The sequence below is a fragment of the Paenibacillus gallinarum genome, assembly GCF_014836635.1.
Classification (GTDB): Bacteria; Bacillota; Bacilli; order Paenibacillales; family Paenibacillaceae; genus Paenibacillus; species Paenibacillus gallinarum.
Genome location: NZ_JACSQL010000002.1, coordinates 40,724 through 64,201, shown reverse-complemented (window position 1 = coordinate 64,201; position 23,478 = coordinate 40,724). Strand labels below are relative to the sequence as shown.

20 protein-coding genes are annotated in these 23,478 nt (G+C 42.4%); 3 read left to right on the top strand and 17 right to left on the bottom strand.

The annotated features are described in order from the left end of the window. Positions 1–145 precede the first annotated feature (145 nt). The 5 genes from H9647_RS05260 to H9647_RS05240 form a co-directional block, all read right to left on the bottom strand. The gene (locus H9647_RS05260) at positions 146–883 is read right to left on the bottom strand and encodes an NAD-dependent protein deacylase (RefSeq protein WP_191799418.1); all 738 of its coding nucleotides are present in this window, start codon (positions 881–883) and stop codon (positions 146–148) included. Positions 884–913: 30 nt separating this feature from the next. After that, positions 914–1,672, bottom strand: a complete 759-nt coding sequence (locus tag H9647_RS05255; RefSeq protein ID WP_191798729.1) for an HAD family hydrolase — start codon at positions 1,670–1,672, stop codon at positions 914–916. A 130-nt stretch (positions 1,673–1,802) separates the two neighbouring features. After that, the gene (locus H9647_RS05250; protein WP_191798728.1) at positions 1,803–2,582 is read right to left on the bottom strand and encodes an alpha/beta hydrolase; all 780 of its coding nucleotides are present in this window, start codon (positions 2,580–2,582) and stop codon (positions 1,803–1,805) included. Positions 2,583–2,593: 11 nt separating this feature from the next. After that, on the bottom strand, positions 2,594–3,262 hold the full coding sequence (locus H9647_RS05245) for a bifunctional 2-keto-4-hydroxyglutarate aldolase/2-keto-3-deoxy-6-phosphogluconate aldolase (RefSeq protein WP_191798727.1): 669 nt from the start codon (positions 3,260–3,262) through the stop codon (positions 2,594–2,596). An 81-nt stretch (positions 3,263–3,343) separates the two neighbouring features. Further along, positions 3,344–4,306, bottom strand: a complete 963-nt coding sequence (locus tag H9647_RS05240) for a sugar kinase (RefSeq protein WP_191799417.1) — start codon at positions 4,304–4,306, stop codon at positions 3,344–3,346. 262 nt (positions 4,307–4,568) lie between these two features. Between H9647_RS05240 and H9647_RS05235 the strand changes: the two genes are divergently transcribed. Together H9647_RS05235 and ilvD are read left to right on the top strand one after the other, a co-directional pair. Beyond that, positions 4,569–4,820: a con-10 family general stress protein gene (locus H9647_RS05235; protein ID WP_191798726.1), complete on the top strand. Its 252-nt coding sequence runs from the start codon at positions 4,569–4,571 to the stop codon at positions 4,818–4,820. A 339-nt stretch (positions 4,821–5,159) separates the two neighbouring features. Then, positions 5,160–6,848 carry a dihydroxy-acid dehydratase gene (gene ilvD, locus H9647_RS05230; RefSeq protein WP_191798725.1) on the top strand — a complete coding sequence of 563 codons (1,689 nt, stop codon included), beginning with the start codon at positions 5,160–5,162 and terminating at the stop codon, positions 6,846–6,848. A 66-nt stretch (positions 6,849–6,914) separates the two neighbouring features. Here the strand turns inward: ilvD and H9647_RS05225 are convergent, their stop codons facing one another. Continuing rightward, on the bottom strand, positions 6,915–8,363 hold the full coding sequence (locus H9647_RS05225; RefSeq protein WP_318245265.1) for a polysaccharide deacetylase family protein: 1,449 nt from the start codon (positions 8,361–8,363) through the stop codon (positions 6,915–6,917). A gap of 157 nt (positions 8,364–8,520) precedes the next feature. Here H9647_RS05225 and H9647_RS05220 point away from each other — a divergent pair, with 157 nt between their 5' ends. Further along, complete coding sequence (locus H9647_RS05220) at positions 8,521–9,651, top strand: AI-2E family transporter (RefSeq protein WP_191798724.1); 1,131 nt, start codon at positions 8,521–8,523, stop codon at positions 9,649–9,651. 73 nt (positions 9,652–9,724) lie between these two features. On the opposite strand, the gene H9647_RS05215 is transcribed toward H9647_RS05220, so the two are convergent. From H9647_RS05215 to H9647_RS05165, 11 genes are all read right to left on the bottom strand, one after another. Then, entirely contained in the window at positions 9,725–11,530 is a 1,806-nt protein-coding gene (locus H9647_RS05215) for a peptidoglycan D,D-transpeptidase FtsI family protein (RefSeq protein WP_191798723.1), read from the bottom strand. Between the two features lie 118 nt (positions 11,531–11,648). Continuing rightward, on the bottom strand, positions 11,649–13,682 hold the full coding sequence (locus H9647_RS05210) for a methyl-accepting chemotaxis protein (protein ID WP_191798722.1): 2,034 nt from the start codon (positions 13,680–13,682) through the stop codon (positions 11,649–11,651). Between the two features lie 267 nt (positions 13,683–13,949). Further along, positions 13,950–15,278: a peptidase U32 family protein gene (locus H9647_RS05205; protein ID WP_191798721.1), complete on the bottom strand. Its 1,329-nt coding sequence runs from the start codon at positions 15,276–15,278 to the stop codon at positions 13,950–13,952. Positions 15,279–15,296: 18 nt separating this feature from the next. Beyond that, positions 15,297–16,226 carry a peptidase U32 family protein gene (locus H9647_RS05200; protein ID WP_191798720.1) on the bottom strand — a complete coding sequence of 310 codons (930 nt, stop codon included), beginning with the start codon at positions 16,224–16,226 and terminating at the stop codon, positions 15,297–15,299. 14 nt (positions 16,227–16,240) lie between these two features. After that, positions 16,241–17,293 (bottom strand): endolytic transglycosylase MltG, encoded by a 1,053-nt coding sequence (mltG, locus tag H9647_RS05195; RefSeq protein ID WP_225229105.1) that lies wholly within the window; start codon positions 17,291–17,293, stop codon positions 16,241–16,243. A 134-nt stretch (positions 17,294–17,427) separates the two neighbouring features. Beyond that, entirely contained in the window at positions 17,428–17,742 is a 315-nt protein-coding gene (locus H9647_RS05190; protein ID WP_191798719.1) for a DUF1292 domain-containing protein, read from the bottom strand. After that, positions 17,743–18,051, bottom strand: a complete 309-nt coding sequence (locus H9647_RS05185) for a DUF1292 domain-containing protein (protein ID WP_191798718.1) — start codon at positions 18,049–18,051, stop codon at positions 17,743–17,745. A 13-nt stretch (positions 18,052–18,064) separates the two neighbouring features. Then, positions 18,065–18,481, bottom strand: coding sequence for a Holliday junction resolvase RuvX (gene ruvX / locus H9647_RS05180; protein ID WP_191798717.1), 417 nt, complete (start codon positions 18,479–18,481; stop codon positions 18,065–18,067). 16 nt (positions 18,482–18,497) lie between these two features. Next, a complete protein-coding gene (locus tag H9647_RS05175; RefSeq protein ID WP_160034448.1) occupies positions 18,498–18,758 on the bottom strand; it encodes an IreB family regulatory phosphoprotein in 261 nt (86 codons plus the stop codon). A 143-nt stretch (positions 18,759–18,901) separates the two neighbouring features. After that, positions 18,902–21,523, bottom strand: a complete 2,622-nt coding sequence (alaS, locus tag H9647_RS05170) for an alanine--tRNA ligase (protein ID WP_191798716.1) — start codon at positions 21,521–21,523, stop codon at positions 18,902–18,904. 789 nt (positions 21,524–22,312) lie between these two features. Next, positions 22,313–23,383 (bottom strand): AI-2E family transporter, encoded by a 1,071-nt coding sequence (locus H9647_RS05165; protein ID WP_191798715.1) that lies wholly within the window; start codon positions 23,381–23,383, stop codon positions 22,313–22,315. Between the last annotated feature and the right edge of the window lie 95 nt (positions 23,384–23,478).

Below are 23,478 nucleotides of genomic sequence, written 5' to 3'. Positions count from 1 at the left end.
TCTCCCTATTCCTCATGCCACACCATTCATTTCTACTGTTTATGATAGACCTTACCTCCATTCTAAGCAAGAAAACGTTTACAATGAGGGCCATAAATATAAGCCTATCTTGAAAATTCAAGACAGGCTCTAGTGTAACCTTTCTCTACAATAGTGCATTTACTTGATCCATCACTTTACCGATCGGATCCGTAATGAGAAGATCTGCTTTGTTATCGTATGGTGTAGGCGTAGCATTTAAGAGTGCGATGTGCTTCCCTTGAAAATACGTCACGAGCTGTGCAGCAGGCTGCACGGTTAGCGAGGTACCGCCAATGATAAGCAAATCCGCATCCGATAAGGCATCAACGGCATGATACAGCGTACCTTGATCGAGCGATTCTCCGTAGAGCACGACATCCGGTTTTACGATACCGCCACATTTTTCACAGTAAGGCACTCCGCTCCCCGATTGCAGGATATAATTCAAATGATAAAATTTAGAGCAATCCATGCAGTAGTTGCGATGAACAGAGCCGTGTAATTCATGCACAATTTTACTCCCTGCTGCTTGATGAAGCCCATCAATATTCTGGGTAATGACAGCCGTCATCTTCCCTTCTTTTTCAAGACGAGCCAGCAGACGGTGTGCTCCACTTGGTATTGCATCCGGGTGCAGCATTTTATTACGGTAGAAATCATAAAAAATATCGGGGTGCAGTTTGAAAAAATCGATACTTAATAGTTCTTCGGGTGAATACGGAGAATGCTGTTCTGTTTGATAAATTCCAGCCGCAGAGCGAAAATCAGGAATACCACTTTCCGTGGAAGTACCTGCGCCGCCAAAAAAAACGATTTTGGAACTTTGCTTTATCCAGGTTGTTAATTGTTCAACGGGTTCCATCATGAAAGTGCACTCCATTCCATAAAAATTCTATTCAAGCGATATTTGCGTAAAATTCGTAATCACTGTATCCGCATCATGTAAATAAAACGGATCATGTGATTGCACTAAGCCAACAGCAAGGGCTGACTCTGCACTCTTAGCCATCTGCATATCTCCATTACTGTCACCAATAACGGCACAATCTTGCGGAGATAAGCCAAGCTTGGCACAGGCAACATGAGCACTTTCCGGATGAGGTTTACTGTTCTTTACCTGATCATATCCGATTATAACATCAAAATAATCTAATATCCCAAGCCATCTTAAATGATGCTCTGCCGTATCCCTTGCATCCGATGTTACAACGCCGAGTCGTATTCCTTTTTCACGGCATTTCATAAGAAAAGGGATTAGACCTGGAGTGGGATGAGCATGCTCCTGCGTAACTTTACTCATCGCCTGCCTGCTGATCATTCGTACATAGGTAATTGCATCATTCCATGGCATTCCTGCTACGTACAGCTGCCAGGCAAGTACTGCCGTAGATTCACTTACAGTTGCAATGGCAAACGGCCCTTGTGCATCGTAACCAATGACTCTACCACTATTGTCATACTGCGTGCCCAGTACCTGATCTCTATGCCCTGTAAAAGAATGTCCTAATGAAGCAAGTTTCCTCTCTAATTGATCTAGTACAAATGTGGCCCATGGCGTCCAAAGCTTATTCAAATCAAGTAGAGTTCCATCTTTATCAAACAAAATCCCTAAAACGTGTGCCTCGGCCTTTTCTGTCTTTAGTAAAACCATCTCCACATCCTCCCCTCTTCTATTCCATAATTAAACAATCATCACCTTATCATACAACATCTTATGCAAAAAAAATTCTGACCGGATACCCGATCAGAATGAAAGTTATAATTTCAATAAAATTACTGCCTTACTTTGTGGATTGTATCTGATCCATCCAAGAAAGAAGAGAATCAGCAGTTAATGTAAGCTGCTCTTCCATCGTGATATCAGCGGTGCCGTCCCCTTTTTGCAGACCATAGTCACCATACTGTGCATGATTTCCTCCAGGTAGATTGTAATAGATTGTATCTTGCGGAAGATAGTCTCTGCCTACCTCTACATTCTCACGATTCACCACATCATCTTTTTCACCAATAATACTGATGACAGAAAGCGATGTATCACTCACATCTCCTTTTTCATCTGCATAAGCACCTAGTAAAAACATACCTACAAGTTCATCCGCATGACTAGCTGCAAACCTTGCAGCCATAGCTCCGCCAAGTGAATGTCCACCAATCACAAACGTTTCTTCAGGATAAGCTTCCATTACTTTACTTGCTGAATTTCCTCCAGCCACCGATAGATTAGCCGGCATTTTCATGACATACACGGGATGACCGCCTTCTGCAAGCAGCTGAGCTAGAGGAGCATAACTTGCTTCTTCAACAAAGGCTCCCTGATAAAAAATCACACTCACACCCTGCGGTTGTTTCGGTTTAAATTCGATCCACTGCTTCTGATCTACCACTTCAACTTGCTCAGTAGACTGCATTGCAGCTTGAGCTCTCTCCAGCGGTTCAAGAGTATTCATGGATAGATAAGTCCACAAACCTCCAATAACAAGCACTACTAATATGATAATGCTCCAAATTGTAATTTTTAATTTTCGATGTTGTTTTGTCTTGTTGCTGTTCAAATCATTCACCTTTTCTTTTCTTATTTCTCGAGGACCGCTTTCCGGTAAACGTCCATATACTCTTCAGCTTTTCGCTTTACGTAAGTCATATCCCCTGTTTTTACTGCTTGCTGTGTCAGATCTGAACCAATCCCTACGGCAACAGCTCCACCCTTAATCCACTCACCAAGATTATCCAAGGATACACCACCGGTAGGCATAAAATTAGCCTGCGGAAGCGGACCTTTCATCGTTTTGATAATGGAAGGATCGTATACACTGCCTGGAAACAGTTTTACTACATCCACACCGAGTTCAAGCGCAGCCTGAACTTCAGCAATCGTCATTACCCCCGGCAACATCGGCACTCGGTATAGATTACATAACCTTACCGTATCCGGATTCAGAGAAGGACCTACAATAAAGGCGGAACCTGCCATAATGGCAGCTCTTGCCGTCTGAGGCTCAAGTACCGTTCCCGCCCCGATAATTGCAAAATGCTCTTCATCTGCTGTATCCCAGCTGTAAGTTTTACTTAGTGTTTCAATAGCCCGCAAAGCACCCGGTACGGTCAAGGTAATCTCTATTACTTTAATCCCTCCCGCAATCGCTTGCTCTGCCATTTCAACGACCTGTTCCGCCGAATCAGCACGCAAGACAGCTACGACACCATGTTCCACGATTTTTTGAATTAACTGCAGTTTTTTCATTGTCTTCACAACTCCTTATATTATGTATGATTTGTTTTACGATTTCAAAAGGTAAATTCTTTAGATGCAGAGATCACAATACTACCTTTCAATATGCCGAATATTGTTCAGGGCAGCATCTACTTGAGCATGTGTCGGTAGTGCTTCCCAGTCTCCTACAGCCTGAATAACCATGCTTCCAATTAAACTACCGAGTTTCGTTGCCTCTAAAGGTGTCTTTCCTTGTAATAAACCAGCGAGGAAACCAGCGCAAAATCCATCTCCCGCCCCTACGGTATCAAGTACCTGCTCTGCTTTGACATAAGGAACTTGATCTATTCTGCCGTCATTCAGCACATAGGTAAGATCGGGGCCGCCTTTTACGATGGACACTGCTTGCAAAGTCGACAACTTCTCGAAAATCCGTTCCGTATTTTCCTCATCATATAAAAGTTTCAATTCATCAAGACCCGGCAGGAAATAATCTGCCTGCTCTGCTAGAGACAGAAGAACAGGTCTAGCCTCATCAATCGTCCATAACTTCATTCTTAAGTTGGGATCAAAACTCACTTTCACATCAGCATCTTTAGCGATCTGGATGGCTTCCTGCACCGTCTTTAAGCTCGATGAACTAATAGCAGCCGTAATCCCAGTGACATGAAGTATTTTGGCTCCAGCAATGTAATCCCTGTCGAGTTCAGACGGTGTCATGTAGCTTGCTGCAGACAACTTCCTATAATAATGTACCGAAGACTTGCCCGGGAGATTCTCTCGAATCATGAGCCCGGTTGCCATATCATCCTTCAGCTTCGCCCGGGATACATCAACTCCCTCCCCGCGAATCGACTTCATGATCATCTGACCTAGAGGATCATTTCCAAGCGATCCACACCATCCGCTGCGATGTCCTAAACGAGCGAGGCCAATGGCTACATTGCTCTCTGCTCCTCCGAAAGATTTATATAAGGTTGCAGCGTACTCTAATCCCCTGGTATCTTGCGCGGTGAACAAGCCCATGCTTTCCCCAAAAGTAACGACTTCGGGTTGAACGGATGTAATTTGCATTTTCCCCATATCCCACCTTTTCATCACAAAAACGTATGCGTTTTTGCTTTAGATAATTTCCGTTTTGGTTCATAAACTTCCATTAAGGTTCATTAACTCCATTGTCAACTGCATTGAAACCGTTGTCAATTATAAAATCGTTAAAATATCATACTTAGTAATACTTTTTTTACAATCATTGGTTTTCCTCGTTTCACTGCAATTCAGCCGTGGTAATTAGATGATAATCAGTAAGTAAATCTTCAATAAGGAGAGAGTCCAAATGCCAAATTCAAAAACCACCCGTCCTAAAATGACTCGTGCAGAAGCCGGGCGTCTTGGCGGGGAAGCCACTTCAAAAAAATTCGATAAATCTTTTTATGAAAATATAGGAAGAAAAGGTGGGATTACGACTTCGGAGAACCATGATGCAGATTTCTATCAGGAAATTGGTAGCAAAGGTGGACAAGCTACAGCCCGCTCCCATGACCGTACTTTCTATCGCGAGATTGGACGTAAAGGAGGCCTTCGTTAAGTCATCTTGTAATCTTAATTTATAAACAATAAAAAATAGTGTTATTAAAAGAGACTTTTTTTCACATGACAAATCATCTGCTTCACATAAAACGAATCTAGCAAATCTTCAGAAGAGAATGCTAGCTCGTAAAGCTGCGGATTCTTGATCACTGGGAAATTTAGGTCTCTTTTCTGTTTTTCTATACCTAAGATCCCTTAATTTTGTAGAAATATGCCGGAAACTGTGATAGACTCATACAAATTATATATTCTATTTACGGTAAAGCCTATTTGCGGTAAAGCGTTACAGAACGAATCGTAATTCAAATCATTTTGATTCTGGGGGGAAACAGTCATCATGGCACCGAAAAAAATGCGTTCAGACATGATTAAAAAAGGTTTCGATAGAGCTCCGCACCGGAGTTTGCTTCGTGCAGCTGGAGTTAAAGAAGAAGATTTTGGGAAACCGTTTATTGCCGTATGTAATTCATATATCGATATCGTACCAGGACATGTACATCTTCAGGAATTCGGTAAAATTGTAAAAGATGCCATTCGTGAAGCAGGCGGCGTTCCTTTTGAATTTAATACCATTGGTGTAGATGATGGCATTGCAATGGGTCACATCGGGATGCGATACTCGCTTCCGAGCCGGGATATTATTGCGGATTCCGTAGAAACCGTTGTATCTGCTCACTGGTTTGACGGTATGGTATGTATTCCTAACTGCGACAAGATTACGCCAGGCATGATGATGGGTGCACTCCGCGTGAACATCCCAACGATTTTCGTCAGCGGTGGACCCATGAAGGCAGGACGCGACAGTAATGGCCGTGCATTATCTCTTACTTCTGTATTTGAAGGAGTAGGTGCTTACCAAGCGGGTAAAATAGATGATCAAAGTCTGCTCGAATTAGAACAATTTGGTTGTCCTACTTGTGGATCTTGTTCCGGTATGTTTACAGCAAACTCGATGAACTGTCTTGCTGAGGCGATGGGACTTGCCCTACCGGGTAACGGTACCATTCTTGCTGTTGCGCCAGAACGTCGTGATTTTGTACGTAAGTCAGCAACTCAATTGATGGAACTGATCAAAATGGATCTGAAACCTCGTGATATCGTAACTCATGAAGCGATTGATAATGCGTTTGCACTGGATATGGCGATGGGTGGTTCCACGAATACGGTACTTCATACGCTTGCTCTTGCTCATGAAGCAGGAATTGACTATCCAATTGACCGTATTAATGAAGTAGCGAATCGAGTACCTCATCTGTCAAAACTGGCACCTGCTTCAGATTATCATATTGAGGATGTTCAGAATGCGGGCGGTGTAAGTGCCGTTCTGAATGAACTTCTCAAAAAACCAGGTGCAATCCATGGGGATTGTATTACCGTAACAGGAAAAACAATTCGTGAAAATGTTGAAGGAGTAGAAATTCAAGATCATAACGTTATTCATGCCTTGGATAATCCTCACTCCGAACGAGGTGGACTAGCTGTTCTCTTTGGTAACCTAGCACCTCAAGGTTCGATCATTAAAGTTGGAGCAGTAGATGCTTCTGTGGGTGGATATCATAAAGGTCCTGCGATCTGCTTTAACTCCCAAGAAGAAGCACTTGAAGGCATTGCGAACGGAAAAGTAACCGAAGGAAACGTAGTAGTTATCCGTTACGAGGGTCCAAAAGGCGGACCGGGTATGCCAGAAATGCTCGCTCCTACCTCCCAGATTGCAGGGATGGGGCTGGGTGCCAAAGTGGGTCTGATTACAGACGGACGTTTCTCGGGCGCATCCAGAGGAATCAGTATCGGACATATTTCCCCTGAAGCTGCAGAAGGCGGACCGATTGCTTTCGTACACGATGGAGATTTGATTGAACTAGATCTGAACAATCGTAAGATTGAACTGCTTATTAGTGAAGAAGAAATGGAACGTCGCCGTGCCGAAGAATGGACGGAGTTTGAACCTAAAGTAAAAACCGGATATTTGGCTCGCTATTCCAAACTTGTAACAAACGCAAGTAACGGCGGCGTTCTAAAAATCTAATATTGCATAAACAAAAGATCCTCCGTTCATTAGAACGGAGGATCTTTTTTATGATATATATTTCTATCAAGCTACCGGCGGCGTTCTGCTTAAATCGGAATTCCCTGTAAGAATTCCCGGTTCCTCTTCTTCATATCTTTCGTCCTTTACTTCTCTTGGAGCAGTTCGCTCAGGCTTATGTACACTCCCGAATCGTTCATAGAGTACATCCATAGGCATGATGATCATTTTGGGTACCATTTGCTGGTTGCCTTCTTTTAAACGTTTCTGCCCTTGCGGATGAATTACACTCATCAAAATTTTGAGATAAATAGAACTGGAAGCAGCAAACCACCCTTTTGGTAAATCTTTGACAAGGAATCCAAATTGCTCTGGCCCTCGGTTAATCATGGTTACACCATACAGGGCTTTTACACCCGCTGCATCCGGATCCTTTGCAATAAGATGAGCTAGATCAGGAAGTTGCTTTTCCATTGTCCGGATCATACGTATAGCTAAATGAACCGATGTCCGTGATGTCGTTCCAAGCTGATATAATTTTTTGTTATCAAAATGAAGTTCAATAATTGCATCGCCTTTTTCAAGAAATTCCCCATCTGTCAATGCTATAGGTTTCCCTTGATAGGGGCGAATTCGATAATGCAAAAAAGGATTCTCTGGGGTAATCGTCTTTAGCTGAGTAACAAGATGAAATACTTTCTCCCAGCCTAACCATAGTTTAACGACTACTTTTTTCATTCCTGTTCTCATCGTTTCCAGCCGATCCTTCCCGAATTGTAGTGTTCTGACTGAATTTGCATTCTTTGATGCATTATGAAGATCAATCATTTCGTCAATGCGGATGCTCTTCAGTCCTTCGTTTCTTGCCATTTCTAAGACTTTTTCCAGCGCGAGAAGCATAATTTGCGGGGCATGTTTGTCAGCTCCTGGTGTCGTTCCGCAATCATGAAGAACCATGACTTCTCCACCCCGAAGTTTTTTCTTCATCCGTTCCGTTAAACGATCCACACCGATACGTTCTTTCCAATCGCCAAACATGCCAGACCAGAGAATAATGCGATGGTGATGCTTTTTTGAAAAATCAAATAAATTGGTAATTCCCCACGGCGGGCGGTAATACTCCGTATGCGACCCTGTTATCTGAAACACAATGGTATCTGTTCGTTCAATTTGCTGGCGGACAAGCTTAGGTGACATCAACCAGTTTGTATAGTGTTTATAATTGTGGATACCAATCAAATGACCTTCGTTATGAATTCGTTTTAGCAGGTCGGGATTACGTTCTGCATGTTCTCCCACTACAAAAAATGTAGCCTTTGCATCGTACCTTTTCAACAAATCCAACAAAAGCGGTGTATAGTATGGATCCGGTCCATCATCAAAGGTAAGTGCATAATCCTTTACGTTTTTCCCTTTTCGAAATACACGAAAACCGAATAACCGGCTGATTAGACTAGGAATAAATGCATAAAAGGATGTAATATAAAAAAGCAAAAGCAGCAAATTTTGCATCATGTAATTCCTCACTTTTCTCGCTTTACTCGCCTGCCAATCCAAACCACACTAATTCCTATTTTATCATATTGTGAATAAAATGAACCTTTGAATTCAAATTTTACGTATACTCTAGAGTAACCCTCATCAAATTAATTAAAGGAGTCGTTGTTATCGTATGCTTCCCCTATATAAAAAGTATTGGCGCACTGCTTTTGATATCGGCCTGATTGCACTCACCGTGTTCTTAATTATGTTTGTCTCAAGCAAGCTGTATCATATTGCAGCACCTGTATTTCTTTCATTTCTGGTTTTTATCATTATTGAGCCACTAGCCAAGTTTCTGCACCGAAAAGGAATAAAAAAAGCAATTGCTTCCGCTATATCTGTTCTGATGTTTCTCGGTATACTGCTCGGTATATTTTTTGGACTTGGTGTAATCATCGTCTCGTCTATCATTCAATTTCAAGAAAATATCCCTTACTATACTGAAATGATTCAAACCCAATTTAATCAGTCTATGACCTTTTTACATACCCAAATCAATGCACTTCCCGCAAGCGTTACGAATCAAATAAATGATTACTTTGAGATCATTACTGCAACCCTGTCAAACTGGGGCAAAACATTTCTTGGTTATATTATTACTATGCTCAGCTCCTTCTCCACATTTATAGGAAATTTCGCAGTTGCCATGATTCTTGCCTTTTTCCTTAGCGTAGAGATTGATATGTGGCGGACTCTTACTAAAAGAAAAGCACCGAATACGATCAAAAAAGCCTATCTGTTTTTAAAAGATCACGTCCTCAGTTCGATCGGTTCTTATTTGAAAGCACAGTTGATTCTCATTTCCATTACCTTTGTACTTGTATATGTAGGACTATTAATTGTGGGAACCGGTAATGCTCTAACGATCGCACTCGTATCCGCATTTTTTGATCTCTTGCCTCTGCTTGGTGTTCCCGTCATCTTTATTCCATGGATTATCTATCTGTTTATAGTAGGTAATACAGGAACAGCCATTGGTCTCATTATTGTATTAGTAGTGACCATGCTGACAAGGCAACTGGCCGAACCTAAAATATCAGGAAATTCAATTGGAGTCACATCTGCCTATTTAATGTTATCCTTCATGCTCATTTCCTTATCTATTTTTGGAATTTCCGGGGTGATCCTATCGCCAATCTTGCTCATCTTAATCAAGGAATTGCTTCAACAAGGATATTTACAGCGGTGGATTCATCTGCCTGAGGATGAGTTCCAATCTTCCCCTTTTGTAGTAGATAAACCAGCTCCTCCTGCGGAGTAATCATCGCCCAGTCCAGACGAAAAACTCTACAGTCATCCATATGGCGACTGTAGAGTTTTTTATTTGTTAGGGCTTAAAATGGAGTCTTCGCAAGCATGTCCATGACTTGTTTAAATAAGGAGGTCGCTTTGTGCTTTGATGAGGGGGTTACATTCTTGATCAGTACAGCGACTGCATATTTGGGGGACTCCACAGGGCCATACCCGATGAACCACTGATGATTTCGCTTCGCCTTATTTTGTATTACCTGTGCTGTACCTGACTTCCCAGCAAGATGCCAAGATGCTTTGTTTAGCGCCTGTCCCGTTCCCTCCTCCACTACCTTCTCCATAAACTCTAACAACTTACTCGCTGTTGACTTATGAATGGCCGGCACATTTTTATCTAACAAGCGCTGATGAGGAATTTCAGCGAGCAGAGATCCATCGGCATAATGAATATGAGAGACAATTCGCGGAGACTGCATCTCCCCCCCATGAAGCAGGGTCACCATAAGATTAGCTGCTTGCAAAGGAGTAACTTGTACATCGCGCTGACCAATTGCCGTCTGTATCCTTGTTCCTTCATCATTAAGCAGAATGCTCTCCTTCGTATTAAAAATCCGACCTTTCTCCTCATGATCGAACAACTCAAAATGATCCTGTCCTAAATAATGGTCCTTTTCAAATCCCACTGTTCTGCCAAGACCAAGCGACTCTGCAGCATCCGCTATCTGTTTAGAGTTTAGACGTGATGCCACTTCTGCAAAAGTAATATTACATGATTTTGCGAAACCTTCTGCAAATGTCAAAGTTCCATGACCTTCTGTTTTCCAGCAGCTCAGACCATATTTTCCATAATGACCAGTACAGTGGAATTTTTCTTCCGGATGTACCACTCCCTGTTCGAGGGCAGCTGCAGCAGTGATTATTTTGAAAATTGATCCGGGTACAGCCGCCTTTAGCGCCTGATTTGCCCATTCATTCTTCTCTAGACTAATCTGCTGCGGATTATAGAAGGGTCTTGATACCATAGCCACTACATCTGCATTTTTGGCATCCAGTACCACAACAGCTCCTTCCGTCACCCCTGCCTCTTCCGTTATTTTCTCTATTTGCTCTTGCAGATCTATATCGATTGTAGTCTCTACATTTAGCGGGTATCTCGGATTGTGAGGTGCAATTACTCTTGCCCCGAGGGTTCCGTTTAACGGCTGTTTATGCCCGTCTACCATATTTGATACAATGGTTGGCCCAAGACCTTTTAATACCGGTTCTAAGGTCCGCTCGAGTCCGCCTGCTCCTGACTTTACATTAAAAGGATCTTTCACTTCCTGATGAAGTTTACTCTTCGCTGTCTTTTCAGGAAGTTCTGCAAGATATCCGAGCCACTGCATCCCGTTCTCTGAGTCTATATATCTTTTCATATAGGGTAATGCTTTAATCATTCCCATATTTTTCTCTTGAATCGCTTCTACTTCGCCAGATGTGAGGATCCGCGGTTCTCCACTCGCAAGTGCCCACCATTCAGGTGAAGTTAAAGCATTCCATTTCGTCCATAGGGTGTCACGGTTAATCTTTAAGATGTCTGCCATCTCTAACAGCTCACTTCTTTGTTCTTCCGTAATCCGGTCAGGCAGTGGAAATAGGACCGGTACATAAACCATTTTCCCGGTTAAAGACTTGTGATGACGGTCAAGAAATTGCCCACGACCTGGGTCCAAAATAATCCCTTGTTCACGCTGTAATACGGACATTTCTCTCATCGTTCTTCCGGTTTCAAGAACTTCTTGGTTCACCCTAACAAACTGGATATACCCCAGACGAAACATTAATACAGCTAGTAAACCACCCAATAGAAGCACAGTGAAAAATATTCGTCTTTTTCTTAACAGGTCCATACCCTGGTCCTACTTTCGACTTTTTTTGGCTATTATCCCCTTTTTCAACATATTAAAAACCCTGCCTCCTTCACTCAGGAAAACAGGGCTTCAACTTATCGTACTTGCGAATACAGTTTTAGTACCTAAAAACAGATAACGTTGCCTTTAACTCACCGGATACCTTCTCCAATTTCATCGACAATTCGACGAGCTGATAGCCGATACTCTGCTGTTCACTGCTCAGTGATGCGACTTCTTGTGATGTCGCAGAAGATTGTTCGGCAACCGAACTCACATTCATCATCGTTTCGGAAAGTGTGATCTGGGACTGATTCAAGGCTTCGATAGACATGGATGTTTCATCTAATCTTTTCACGAAGATGCCCATCTGATCTTCAACCGTTTGAAAAATCTCCCCTGTATCTTTTACAGCTGTAATCTGATCCTGGAACAGTGGATAAGCCTCAGACAAGGCGGATACGGTTTCATTCATTTCCGTCATAATACGATCCGTCATCCCTGCAACCATATCTATCGATTCCTTTGACTGATCCGCAAGCTGCCGAACTTCACCAGCGACGACCATAAAACCACGACCTGCTGCTCCTGCTCTAGCTGCCTCAATCGTCGCATTCAAAGATAAAATATTTGTCTGTCTAGCGATATTGTGCAGTACGTCTAAAATATTCAGAATAGAGCTTGTACTCTGTTTAAGCTGATCTACTTTATGAACAAGCGAACGAATCATTTCTTCACTTTGTTCTGTTTTGCTAATTAACCCTGTTAAATAGGCACTTCCTTGTTGACTTGCCCCTTCTACTTGCCGTGCTGAACTTCCAAGCTCCTCATTGGTGACCACAACTTTCTGCATCTGCGTAGAGATGAGTTCCGTCATTTCCGAACCTCGCTCTGCTTCACTCGCCAGATTCGTTGCACCTCCTGCGATTTGTTCCGTTGCTACAGCTACTTCCGTAGCAGATGCTGCCGTCTTCTGTGAAGCACTACTTAATTCGGATGCAGTCTGTAATACATCCTGTGCTGTCTGATTCGTTTGCTGAACCAAACGCGTAATCTGCTCCATCATTTGGTTGAAACTCGCAGACAGCTGTCCGATTTCATCTTTTGATTGGTGCGCTGTTCGTACCGTTAAGTCCCCTTTTGCGCCTTGTTGCATCAGATCTTTCAGAATGGATAGAGGTTTAGCAATCATACGTACCATCCACATTCCAATCAACAAAGCGATTACAGTTGCGGCAATCGCAAAAATAATCGTCACGAGCAAGATCTGATTTGCTCCCTTCACCAGTTCGCTTACAGGAATCATCCCAATAATTTTCCATCCAGTAAGTTCAAGTGTAGTATACACAGCGAGCACTTCCTGATGTTTACCATTGATCGTATTCATGGTATCTCTAAAACCGCTTTTCTCTGAGAGATCCTGTAGGAATGTGAGCTGAGTTTGCTTCCCTTCTCGTTCTGCTACGGTTGATCCTATAACAGTACCCTCTTCAGAAATAGCTTGAATGACTCCATTCTCTCCAAAATTAACTTTCTTCAGTTCCTCTTCTAAGGCACTAGCTTTAATCTCAAAAACAATCATAAAAGTGCCGATATTTGCATTAACATCTTTAAATACACGAGCCATACGATATGTACTTTCAGATCCATTTTCTTTTTCTACCGTAGGAAGCCATAACATCCCCCCATTTTTGATAAGGGACATGAACCATTCTTCTTCTCGAAATTTTACTAAGTCACCCGTTCCTGTACTAATTGCCGGAGTATCTGGATTCTCATGAATTAGTGAAATCGATGAAATCGAATTATTCGTAAATTGTAAGTTCGTCAATTGTTCACTGAGCAGCGAACTAGACTCATAAATATCAAAAGCGGACGCGTTGCTTTCATTTAAAGCTTCTAAATTCTTCTGCATGTTTGTATCAAAGAAGATTTGAGTCGACATATCTACATACCGTTCCAAAATAATATTTAATCTCTGCGCCGTCTGTTCCATTGTTTCCTGATTCGCTTCCGCTGCTTTTTCTTTAATTGTGGCTTTGGCTGTCTGATAGGACAAAGTGCCAAGTCCAAATACTACCATCAGAATGGCAATCATAAAAATAAGGAATAATCGAGCTCCTACGTACTCCACCGGATTCAGCCTATTCATTTGTCTCCAAGATAACTTTGTTTGTACTCCCTCCTTATTTGAATGAGCTGATTCTTGCGAATCTAGCTTCTTTCTAAACTTAAAAACTGGTTTCATTCTGTTCACCGCCGTCAATTGTTATCGTTTTCAAGATCAATTAATACCTATTATTTCGGTAAGTGAAGAGCAAAACCTTTGCTTTTAAGGAAAATAATTCAATAGTTTTACCTATTTCAACATAAAAAAGCCCTCATCTTCCGATAGATGAGGGCTTTAGACCTGATTGTATTATTTTTTCTTGCGCATCATGTCAAAGTACGCAACAGGCTGATCGACTTTTATTTTCACCATTTGCAGTGGATGACGGGCGGCATCTAGTAAATTTCCAGCTTCATCATAAATTTCTCCCACTTTTTGCTTGAAGAATGTACCATTCGGACCAAAGAACTCAATCTCGTTTCCGGTTTTAAAATAGTTCCGCTGTTGAATCGTGGCCATTTGTGACTTCTCATCATAATCCATCACAAGACCTGCAAAGTCATAAGGAACTGCTTTTTCTTCCGGTTCGTAGATATGATCTTCATGATCCGGAGTATCGTAGAAAAATCCAGTATTCAGCGGGCGATTGGCTGCTTTTTGAATTTCTTCGAGCCATTCCGGTTTCAGTACATAATTTTCCGGATCAGCCATGTAGGAGTCAATCGCTTGACGATATACATTTACGACCGTTGCCACATAGTGAATGGATTTCATTCGTCCTTCGATTTTGAAGGAATCAATCCCCACATCAATGAGATCCGGTATATTTTCAAGCATGCACAGGTCCTTAGAACCCATCGTAAACGCTTGATCTCCTTCTTCATAAAGCGGAAGCTGATTTACTCCAAGCTCAAAATTCTTCAGTATCTGGGAATCTCTTGTATCTTCTTCCGATACCCATACTTCATTCTCTCTCGCATCTTCAAACAGATCATATTTCCAGCGGCAAGACTGACAGCATCCTCCGCGGTTAGAGTCACGGTCTGTAAAATGGTTAGATAATACGCAGCGTCCCGAAAAAGAGGAACACATTGCGCCATGAATAAATGCCTCTATTTCGATATCTACATGTTCTTTGATCTCCGCGATCTCCTGAAGACTTGCTTCCCGCCCAAGAACAACACGCGGCAGACCTTCTTCTTTCCAGAACTGCACGGCTTGCCAATTGATCGTTGATTGCTGTGTGCTAAGATGTACCTCAAGACCAGGAACGGCACGCTGTGCCACTTCAATAATGGCCGGATCTGCTACGATAATAGCCGAAATCCCTGCTTCATATAACTCTTTAAGATAGGCTTCAATACCTTCTATATCTTCATTATGTGCATAAATGTTTGTTGCAACAAACACTTTTGCCCCATATTTATTAGCGAATTCAACACCTTCGCGCATTTCTTCAAAACTAAAATTGTCCGCATTGGAACGAAGGCCGTACTTTTGTCCTCCGATATATACAGCATCGGCACCATAGTGAATAGCAAACTTCAGTTTTTCTAAATTCCCTGCCGGAGCGAGCAGCTCAGGCTTGTCGAGCCGATAACGTTTGCCCGTATACTTAGGTTTCGTAATCGTGTCCATTCCTTTTACCACCTCATATTAATAAACTTGTTCTTTATAGAAAAATCCAAATGATAGTTCGCGCTCAGGATCCTGCATTTCTCGTACTTCAGCAAGCCAAGATTCATCAAATTCATAGTTTAACGGGTCCACCGTATAAGCATCTATGGCTTTACGATAAGCTTTCACAACCGCTTCATTATATGCTGTACTTTTTAGAATCCCTTCAATTTTAAAAGAATGCACGCCTGCGTTCATTAAAAGGTGGAGATCTTCCATGATACAAATATCTTCAGAACTCATAATGTGGGTACCGTTCACATCTTCATAGATCGGAAACTTCTCATCCCGCCGCTCAGCCTCGATAAGGAAAAGTCCTCTTTGCAGTCCTAAATCGCCCTCTACAGGACGTCCTTGTTGCTGCATGTAACTGGCAACCAGCTGACGTTTGGAATGATAAATGTTCGTCATCCCATGAATCTGTACTTGCGCTTCTACTTCGAGCATAGGTACCATTTCTGTGATCTCATCCATGTTCAGTTCTCTTGCAAGTACCACTCGGGATGCACCTTTACGCCCCCAATAATTCGAAGTACTGTAGTTGGTAGAAGTCATTTCCGCATTCCAGTGAAGCTTGATTTCAGGAGCAATCTCACGCACAGCCCGCAGAACCGATGGATCGTTGAACTCAACTCCGTCAACTCTCGCTTCTTTAAGACCGCGTACATAGTCCGGTATTTCTGGCAAAAGCTCGTTTGTCATAATGTTATTCATCGAAACGTATACCTTGGCATGATGATTCTTAGCAAGCTTAACTGCTTCCTTCGTTTCATCCAAAGTAAAACTGCCGGGTAATCGCATCCCAAAACGATCGTTCCCGATAAGTATTGCATCCGCTCCCGCTGTAAGCAGTACTTCTGCTTCCTGTAAATCACTTGCCGTCACTAGCAATTCATAAGGCCGAGTCAAAAGTCATCCCTCCGTTATTCCGCACTTTCTTTACTTTTTTCTATATTTTTCAAATGTTCTTCATACGTCTTGGCAAAAAGGTGTTCCGAACTTCCATCTTTCTTCGTAACATAAAATAAATAATCGGATGTTTCCGGCGATAATGCAGCCTCAATGGAACTCAGGCTAGGGGCTGCAATCGGCCCTGGGGGCAGTCCGGCGTTTCGGTACGTGTTATATGGACTTTCCACTTCCAGATCTTTATAAAGCAAACGTTCTTTCTGCTTATCCAGCAAATATTGAACGGTCGCATCGATTTGGAGTCTCATATCACTCTCTAACCGGTTATAAATCACACTTGCTACCAAAGGTCGTTCCTCGGGAACAACAACTTCTCTCTCGATCAGTGAAGCCACAGTGAGTAGCTCATGCACCGTGAGACCTCTTGCTTTTAGTTTGGCCTCAAAATCCGGAATAGAATCCAGTTTTTCCTGCATTTCGGTCAGCATACGTATAATAATATCTTCTGCTGTACTTCCTTTTGCAAGTTCATATGTTTCCGGGAATAAGTAGCCTTCGAGCTTAAATAGATAGTCTGTGTTGTCTGGAATTTCAGCTATGATCGGAATATCACTGAATAACTCCGGCTGATTTACAATATCCATGAAAATTTCATTTACTGTCGCACCTTCGGTGTCCAGCTTCTCTGCCATCTGTTTTAGTGTATATCCCTCAGGAATAGTGAATTTCAATGTCTCTGCTTGCTGTACATCTCCATTATTTAAAGAAGTAACGATTTCTTTGTAACTTTGACCAGGAACAAATGCATACGTACCCGCTTTAAAACCCGCGCCTTCATTATTCAGTTTCAAGTATACTTTAAAGAAAAAACTGTTTCGAATGATTCCATTTGCCTCTAGATTATCAGCAATCTGAGAGGTGCCTGTCCCTTTATCAATCGTGAAAATAACGGGTTCTGTTGATGTTGCAACCGGTTTTGTCGATTGCCATACATATACAGCACTGCCGGCAAGAATCACCATAATGATTATAAGGAAAATGAATCGCCTGAAGTATTTTGCTTTCAAAAAAATCACAACCCCTTCACAGCCAAAAAGAGCGGACTTGCTCCGCCCTCTCATCAACCGTATTTTAAGTAAGTATACCAAGAATTCTATAATAACATACAAAGCAGGCACCTCGGTAGAGGTGCCTCCTCGTATTAACCTTGGTCGTCAGGTAATGACCATTCATCATAGAGTTCCGCAATATTTTCCCATTCTTCATCATCTTCAATGGTATGAAGCTCTGGATGACCTTCTGCTGTAATTTCTACACGCAAAAGTTCATATTCTTCATTCTTACTTGTTAAGGATTGCAGTACAGCATAACCCTGTCCTTGCACTTCAAACTCAGCGAGCAGTTTATAAGGAACGGATTTACCATTCGCTTCTTCGAGCTCAACCTCTGTTCCAAATGCTTCTTGCAAGCGAGTCGTAATGATCAGATCCGCTCTTGTAAAAGGAAAATCTGTCATCTATACATTCTCCTCGTCGTCTTCTGAATCTACGAGAGTATTAAAAGTTTCTTCCACAATCGCCCATTCTGCTTCATCTTGAATCATAAACAGCTTGATGTCGTCCCCTTCTTCTTCATAACGGAAAGCGTAGACTTCAGACTCATCTTCATCCTCGCTCACATCGACAGGAACAACCATCATATATTTAGCGTCTGATCCATCTACATCGAAGGTCATGAGCACCTCAAACTCTTCGTCATTACCTTCTTCATCCGTGATATATATGATCTCGCGATCCTCTTCCATACCCATATGAATATCAGTCATAGTAAACTCCCCCTCACCTTGTACTTTTGGCATCTAAATAATTTTGTAATATTAGGCTTGCGGCCATTTTGTCCACAACCTTTTTACGCTTCTTTCGGCTTACGTCGGCATCAACCAGCGTTCGCTCCGCCGAAACGGTGCTGAGCCTTTCATCCCATAGGTGTACGGGCAAGTCCAATGTTTCCCGTAGCGTTTCTGCAAATTCGATGCAGATCTCACCACGAGGACCCACGGTGCCGTTCATGTTTTTGGGTAACCCGACGACGATTTCACTAACCTCGTTCATTTTGACAAGTTCAGTGATTCGTACGATTTCGTCCCCTGCGCGGCGCCGTTCAATAACTTCTAAACCTTGAGCAGTCCAGCCAAAGGCGTCACTAAGAGCAACGCCAATTCTGCGGTCGCCATAATCTAAGCCTAAGATCTTCATTCATTTCTCCTTATTCTTATCGGTGATTGGCCAGATAAGAACGTACTAATTCTTCAATCAGTTCGTCGCGTTCTTTTTTGCGGACCAGACTTCTTGCATTGTTGTGGCGCGGGATATAAGCAGGATCCCCGGAAATAAGATAGCCCACCATTTGATTAATGGGGTTGTAATCTTTTTCTTGAAGGGAGTCATACACTTTAAGAAGAATCTCTTGTGCAGAAGCTTCTTCCACATCGCCTTTCACATTAAATTTAACTGTCTTATCCATGGAGTCCATAACGACACCTCGCTTCTGCATAAATCAAAATTATTCATTTTGGATATGCCGAATTGATTTCTTCTCTATAATAACATATTCTGTCCTCTGTAAATATAGCAGGAAAGTGAGAATATTTTGTTTTTTGCAAACGTTATAAAACCTTATCCCGCAATAATTTGTTCAGCAAGACGAAGTGCTTCATCAAGTTTAGCCGCATCTTTACCGCCAGCTTGAGCCATATCAGGGCGTCCACCGCCTCCGCCTCCGCATACTGCAGCGACTTCTTTCACAATTTTACCGGCATGCAGGCCTTTTTTCACCTGATCTTGTGGGACAATGACAACAAAGTTGACTTTTTCCTCTGCTGCAGCACCAAGAACAATCACCGTATCAGGCAATTTCCCTTTAAGCTCATCTGCAAGAGTACGAAGTGTATCCATTCCCGCTGCTTCAACGCGAGCTGTAAGTACTTTGGTATCTCCATGCTGAACTACTTTATCCGTAAGTTGTCCTGCTTCAATGGAGCTAAGTTTTCCTTGGAGAGATTCATTCTCACGAGTGAGTTCCTTGACTTGAGCATGCATTGCATCAATACGTTTAGGCACATCATTTAGATTCGACTTGAGCGAAGCTGCTGCTTGTTTCAAAAGATCTAACTGACTTTCCATGTATTCATATGCACCGCGTCCTGTCAAAGCCTCGATACGTCTTACGCCAGATCCAATTCCGCTTTCACTAACAAGTTTAAACAAACCGATCTCCGACGTATTATTCACATGACAACCTCCGCACAGTTCAAGGCTGTAATCACCCACCTGTACAACGCGAACAATATCACCGTACTTTTCGCCGAATAGAGCCATAGCACCCATTGCTTTTACTTCGTCAATGGATTTGTATTCGATAACAACCGGAATTTGTCTCCAGATTTGTTCGTTTACTTTACGTTCAATAACAGCCAGTTCTTCTGGTGTAATTCCGCCAAAGTGAGAGAAGTCAAACCGCAAGCGTCCTGGTTCTACAAGAGAACCTGCCTGATTAACATGATCTCCTAACACTTCTTTTAGTGCCTTATGCAGCAAATGTGTTGCTGTATGATTTTTTACAATCGCTTCACGACTGGTTTTATCTACTTCAGCCTTGATAGAATCTCCAACACGAAGTTCCCCAGAATCAATGGTTACCATATGAACATGTTGTCCAAGAGGCGCTTTGAAGAGACCTTTTACATTAGCAAATACACTTTCACCGCGCAAAATACCTTCGTCACTTACTTGACCGCCGCTTTCGGCATAGAAAGGAGTACGGTCTAGAACGATCTGACAAGTATCGCCTTCGCTTACGGAATCCACCATTTCTTCGTCACGAATAATTGCTACGACTTTGGCTTCGGTCACGAGGTCATTATATCCAACAAATTCACTTTTAACCGTAAGCTCCGAGATCGCTCCGCCCTGAATTTTCATACTAGCGTTATCTTGGCGTGCTGAACGTGCACGATTACGTTGTTCTTCCATCGCCTTATCAAAACCTTCGCGGTCAACCGTAAGTCCATGTTCCGCTGCATAATCTTCAGTAAGATCAAATGGGAAACCATAAGTATCGTACAATTTGAAAGCATCACTGCCGCTGATCACATTTTGTCCGTTCGCTTTTGCTTGTCCGCTGATATCAGCGAGAATAGCAAGACCATCGCTTAGCGTTTCATGGAAGCGTTCTTCTTCTGTTTTAATTACTTTCGCGATGAATTCGCGTTTTTCTACAACCTCTGGGTAATAGACGCCCATTACATCAGCAACCTGCTGTGTCAGCTCATACATGAATGGACGATCGAGTCCAAGTACTTTTCCGTAACGTACTGCACGGCGCAGCAATCGGCGGATAACATATCCACGGCCTTCATTAGAAGGAAGTACCCCATCACCAACAGCAAAAGCAACGGTACGAACATGGTCAGCGATGACTTTCAGAGCTACATCTATTTCTACACTGTCGTTATATTTCACACCAGCTAGTTCTGCTGTACGCTGAATAGTGGGCTGGAATAGATCCGTATCAAAGTTAGAATCTACGTTTTGCAAAATAGATGCAAAGCGCTCTAGTCCAGCACCTGTATCAATGTTCTTGTTTGGAAGCGGCGTGTAACTGCCATCTTTGTTATGGTTAAACTGGGAGAATACCAGATTCCATACTTCAAGGTAACGTTCGTTTTCTCCGCCAGGATACAGTTCTGGATCTTCAGGATCATTGCCATACGCTTCTCCGCGGTCATAGAAAATTTCTGTACAAGGACCACAAGGACCTTCACCGATATCCCAAAAATTCTCTTCTAATTTAATGATGCGTTCTGCAGGCAGACCAATTTTTTCATTCCACAGTTTGAAAGCCTCTTCGTCTTCTGGGTACACCGTAACGGACAAACGCTCCGGATCAAATCCGATCCATTTTTTATCAGTCAAAAACTCCCAAGCCCACGTTACTGCTTCTTCTTTGAAATAATCGCCAATGGAGAAGTTCCCCAGCATCTCAAAGAAAGTATGGTGTCTGCGTGTTTTCCCTACATTTTCGATATCGTTGGTACGAATACATTTTTGAGAGTTAGCAATACGCGGATTCTCCGGTTTTACACGGCCGTCAAAGTAAGGCTTAAGCGGCGCCATACCTGCATTGATCCATAATAGTGAGGGATCGTTATGAGGTACAAGCGATGCACTCGGTTCAATTTTATGATTTTTGGTTTTGAAAAACTCGATCCATTTGGAACGGATTTCACTTGCCTTCATGGTCATAACCTCCGGTTTAAATTGTATATTGGATTAGCCGTAAATATGATCTGTCCGCTTATTTAAGCCGCTTCACGCCCAGCTTGTTTTCCGATCGTCGTTGTTTCTGAAATCTCAGATCTAGTTTGGTTCCTACTTTAATCATATCAGAACCAAATACGAACGCTTCGCTTCTTCAAACATGCTGGTCATTACGCTAGGGATAGCGGAAACATATTCCCTGGCTAAAAAATATAAAGATTGAAAAGGTTACTCCCTACAGTAAAAAAACAGGAGTAACAGATTCATAAAAGCGAGCGGAACTTCCCATATAAAAAACAAAAAAACGCCCCTGAATAAATCAGGGACGAGAAGTTCGCGGTACCACCCTGGTTATCGCCATTACATTCTATTGCAAAAGCATGCATAAGCATGTCCTAAGCAAAAGAGTAAAACCGGCGATCGCCTTGTTAGAACCCGATAACGGAGGTCATCCGGCGGCTTTTAACCGCACTCCGAAATTAGCTTTCCGCCGCTTCATTTCAGGACTCTTCCAGCCTGCTATCCATAGAGTACTTATGTACCTTAGATAGTAGGAGTCCATTCTCTGTAGAAACACCCTGACGTACTTGATTTCATCACTGTATTTTACGATATACATATATAACCGATTATATCTTTAGAGCAGAATGGTGTCAATGCAAGCAGGCGAAGCCCCATAAGGATCTTTACTCATCCTATCAAGGACTTTTTGCAGGGGGCATATCTAAGAATAAATAAGCTCTATTTTTAGTCCCCTTGGTTCCCTCGCTACTCAATGGTTTTACGCTTGATATAGTACAAAAAGAAATGCTGGCAAACCACTTTTAACACTGCAAAGACTGGAACAGCCAGAATTAACCCCACAATTCCTGCAAGTTCTCCCCCTACGAGCAGAGCAAAAATAATGGTCAGTGGATGTAAATGAAGCGTTCTCCCCACAACCTGAGGAGAGATCACATTACTTTCGAGAATTTGGCATAGTGTATTTACGACAATGACGAAAATCAACATTTTTACCGATATGGTTGAAGCCATCACTACGGCAGGTGCTGCCCCAAGAAACGGTCCCAAATAAGGGACAATGTTAAACACACTCACCATACTTGCTAGAATAAGTGCATAAGGCATACCAATCACCATATATCCAATATAGGCAAACACACCCACAATAATACACACCAGAAATTGTCCTCTTATATAATTTCCAAGTGCAGTATCAATCTCTTTGAGAAGCATAACAATCGATTTCCGCTGGGTCCGGGGTAAATAAGAAACAACGGCTTTTTCCATCACATCAAAATCTTTAAGCATATAAAAGATTAAGAAAGGTACGATGAAAATATTGAAAATGGTGCTGATGGTAGCCCCGATATTATCCATAAAGACAGAAATGCCGGAAGCCAGCTTATTCTCCATCTGATACATCCAGCCATTGATTCCCACACGAACGCCTGGTGGAATGAGATTACTGTTCATATTATTCAGCAAGCTTTGAGCATGCATATTCAGCTCAGGCAAATGTTCATTCAGTTGCTCCAATTGTTCTATAAACATCGGTATGACATTCATCAAAATGACAGCCAAAGATGTCAGAAATACAGCGTAAATGAGCAGCACAGCGACGGTACGCGGAACTTTACGTCCCCCAAGCATAGATACAATCGGATTCAGAACATATGAAATAATTAATGCCACTAGAAAAGGGGCAAATATGGCTTTCAAAAAACCGTAAATCCCCAGCAGCATAGGACGCAGCAGCCACACAAAATATAGAATGACGAGGGCCAGCAGCACGAGCAGTCCGTAACGGAACAGCTTGTTTTTCGTTAGATGTTCCACATCAAGATTCCTCCTCGGACAGGCTTATCCTTGTAAGTATATGTAGTGAGTGGATAAATTAACCCTGAAGATCGAGGTGAAATCTGCTTGTATCA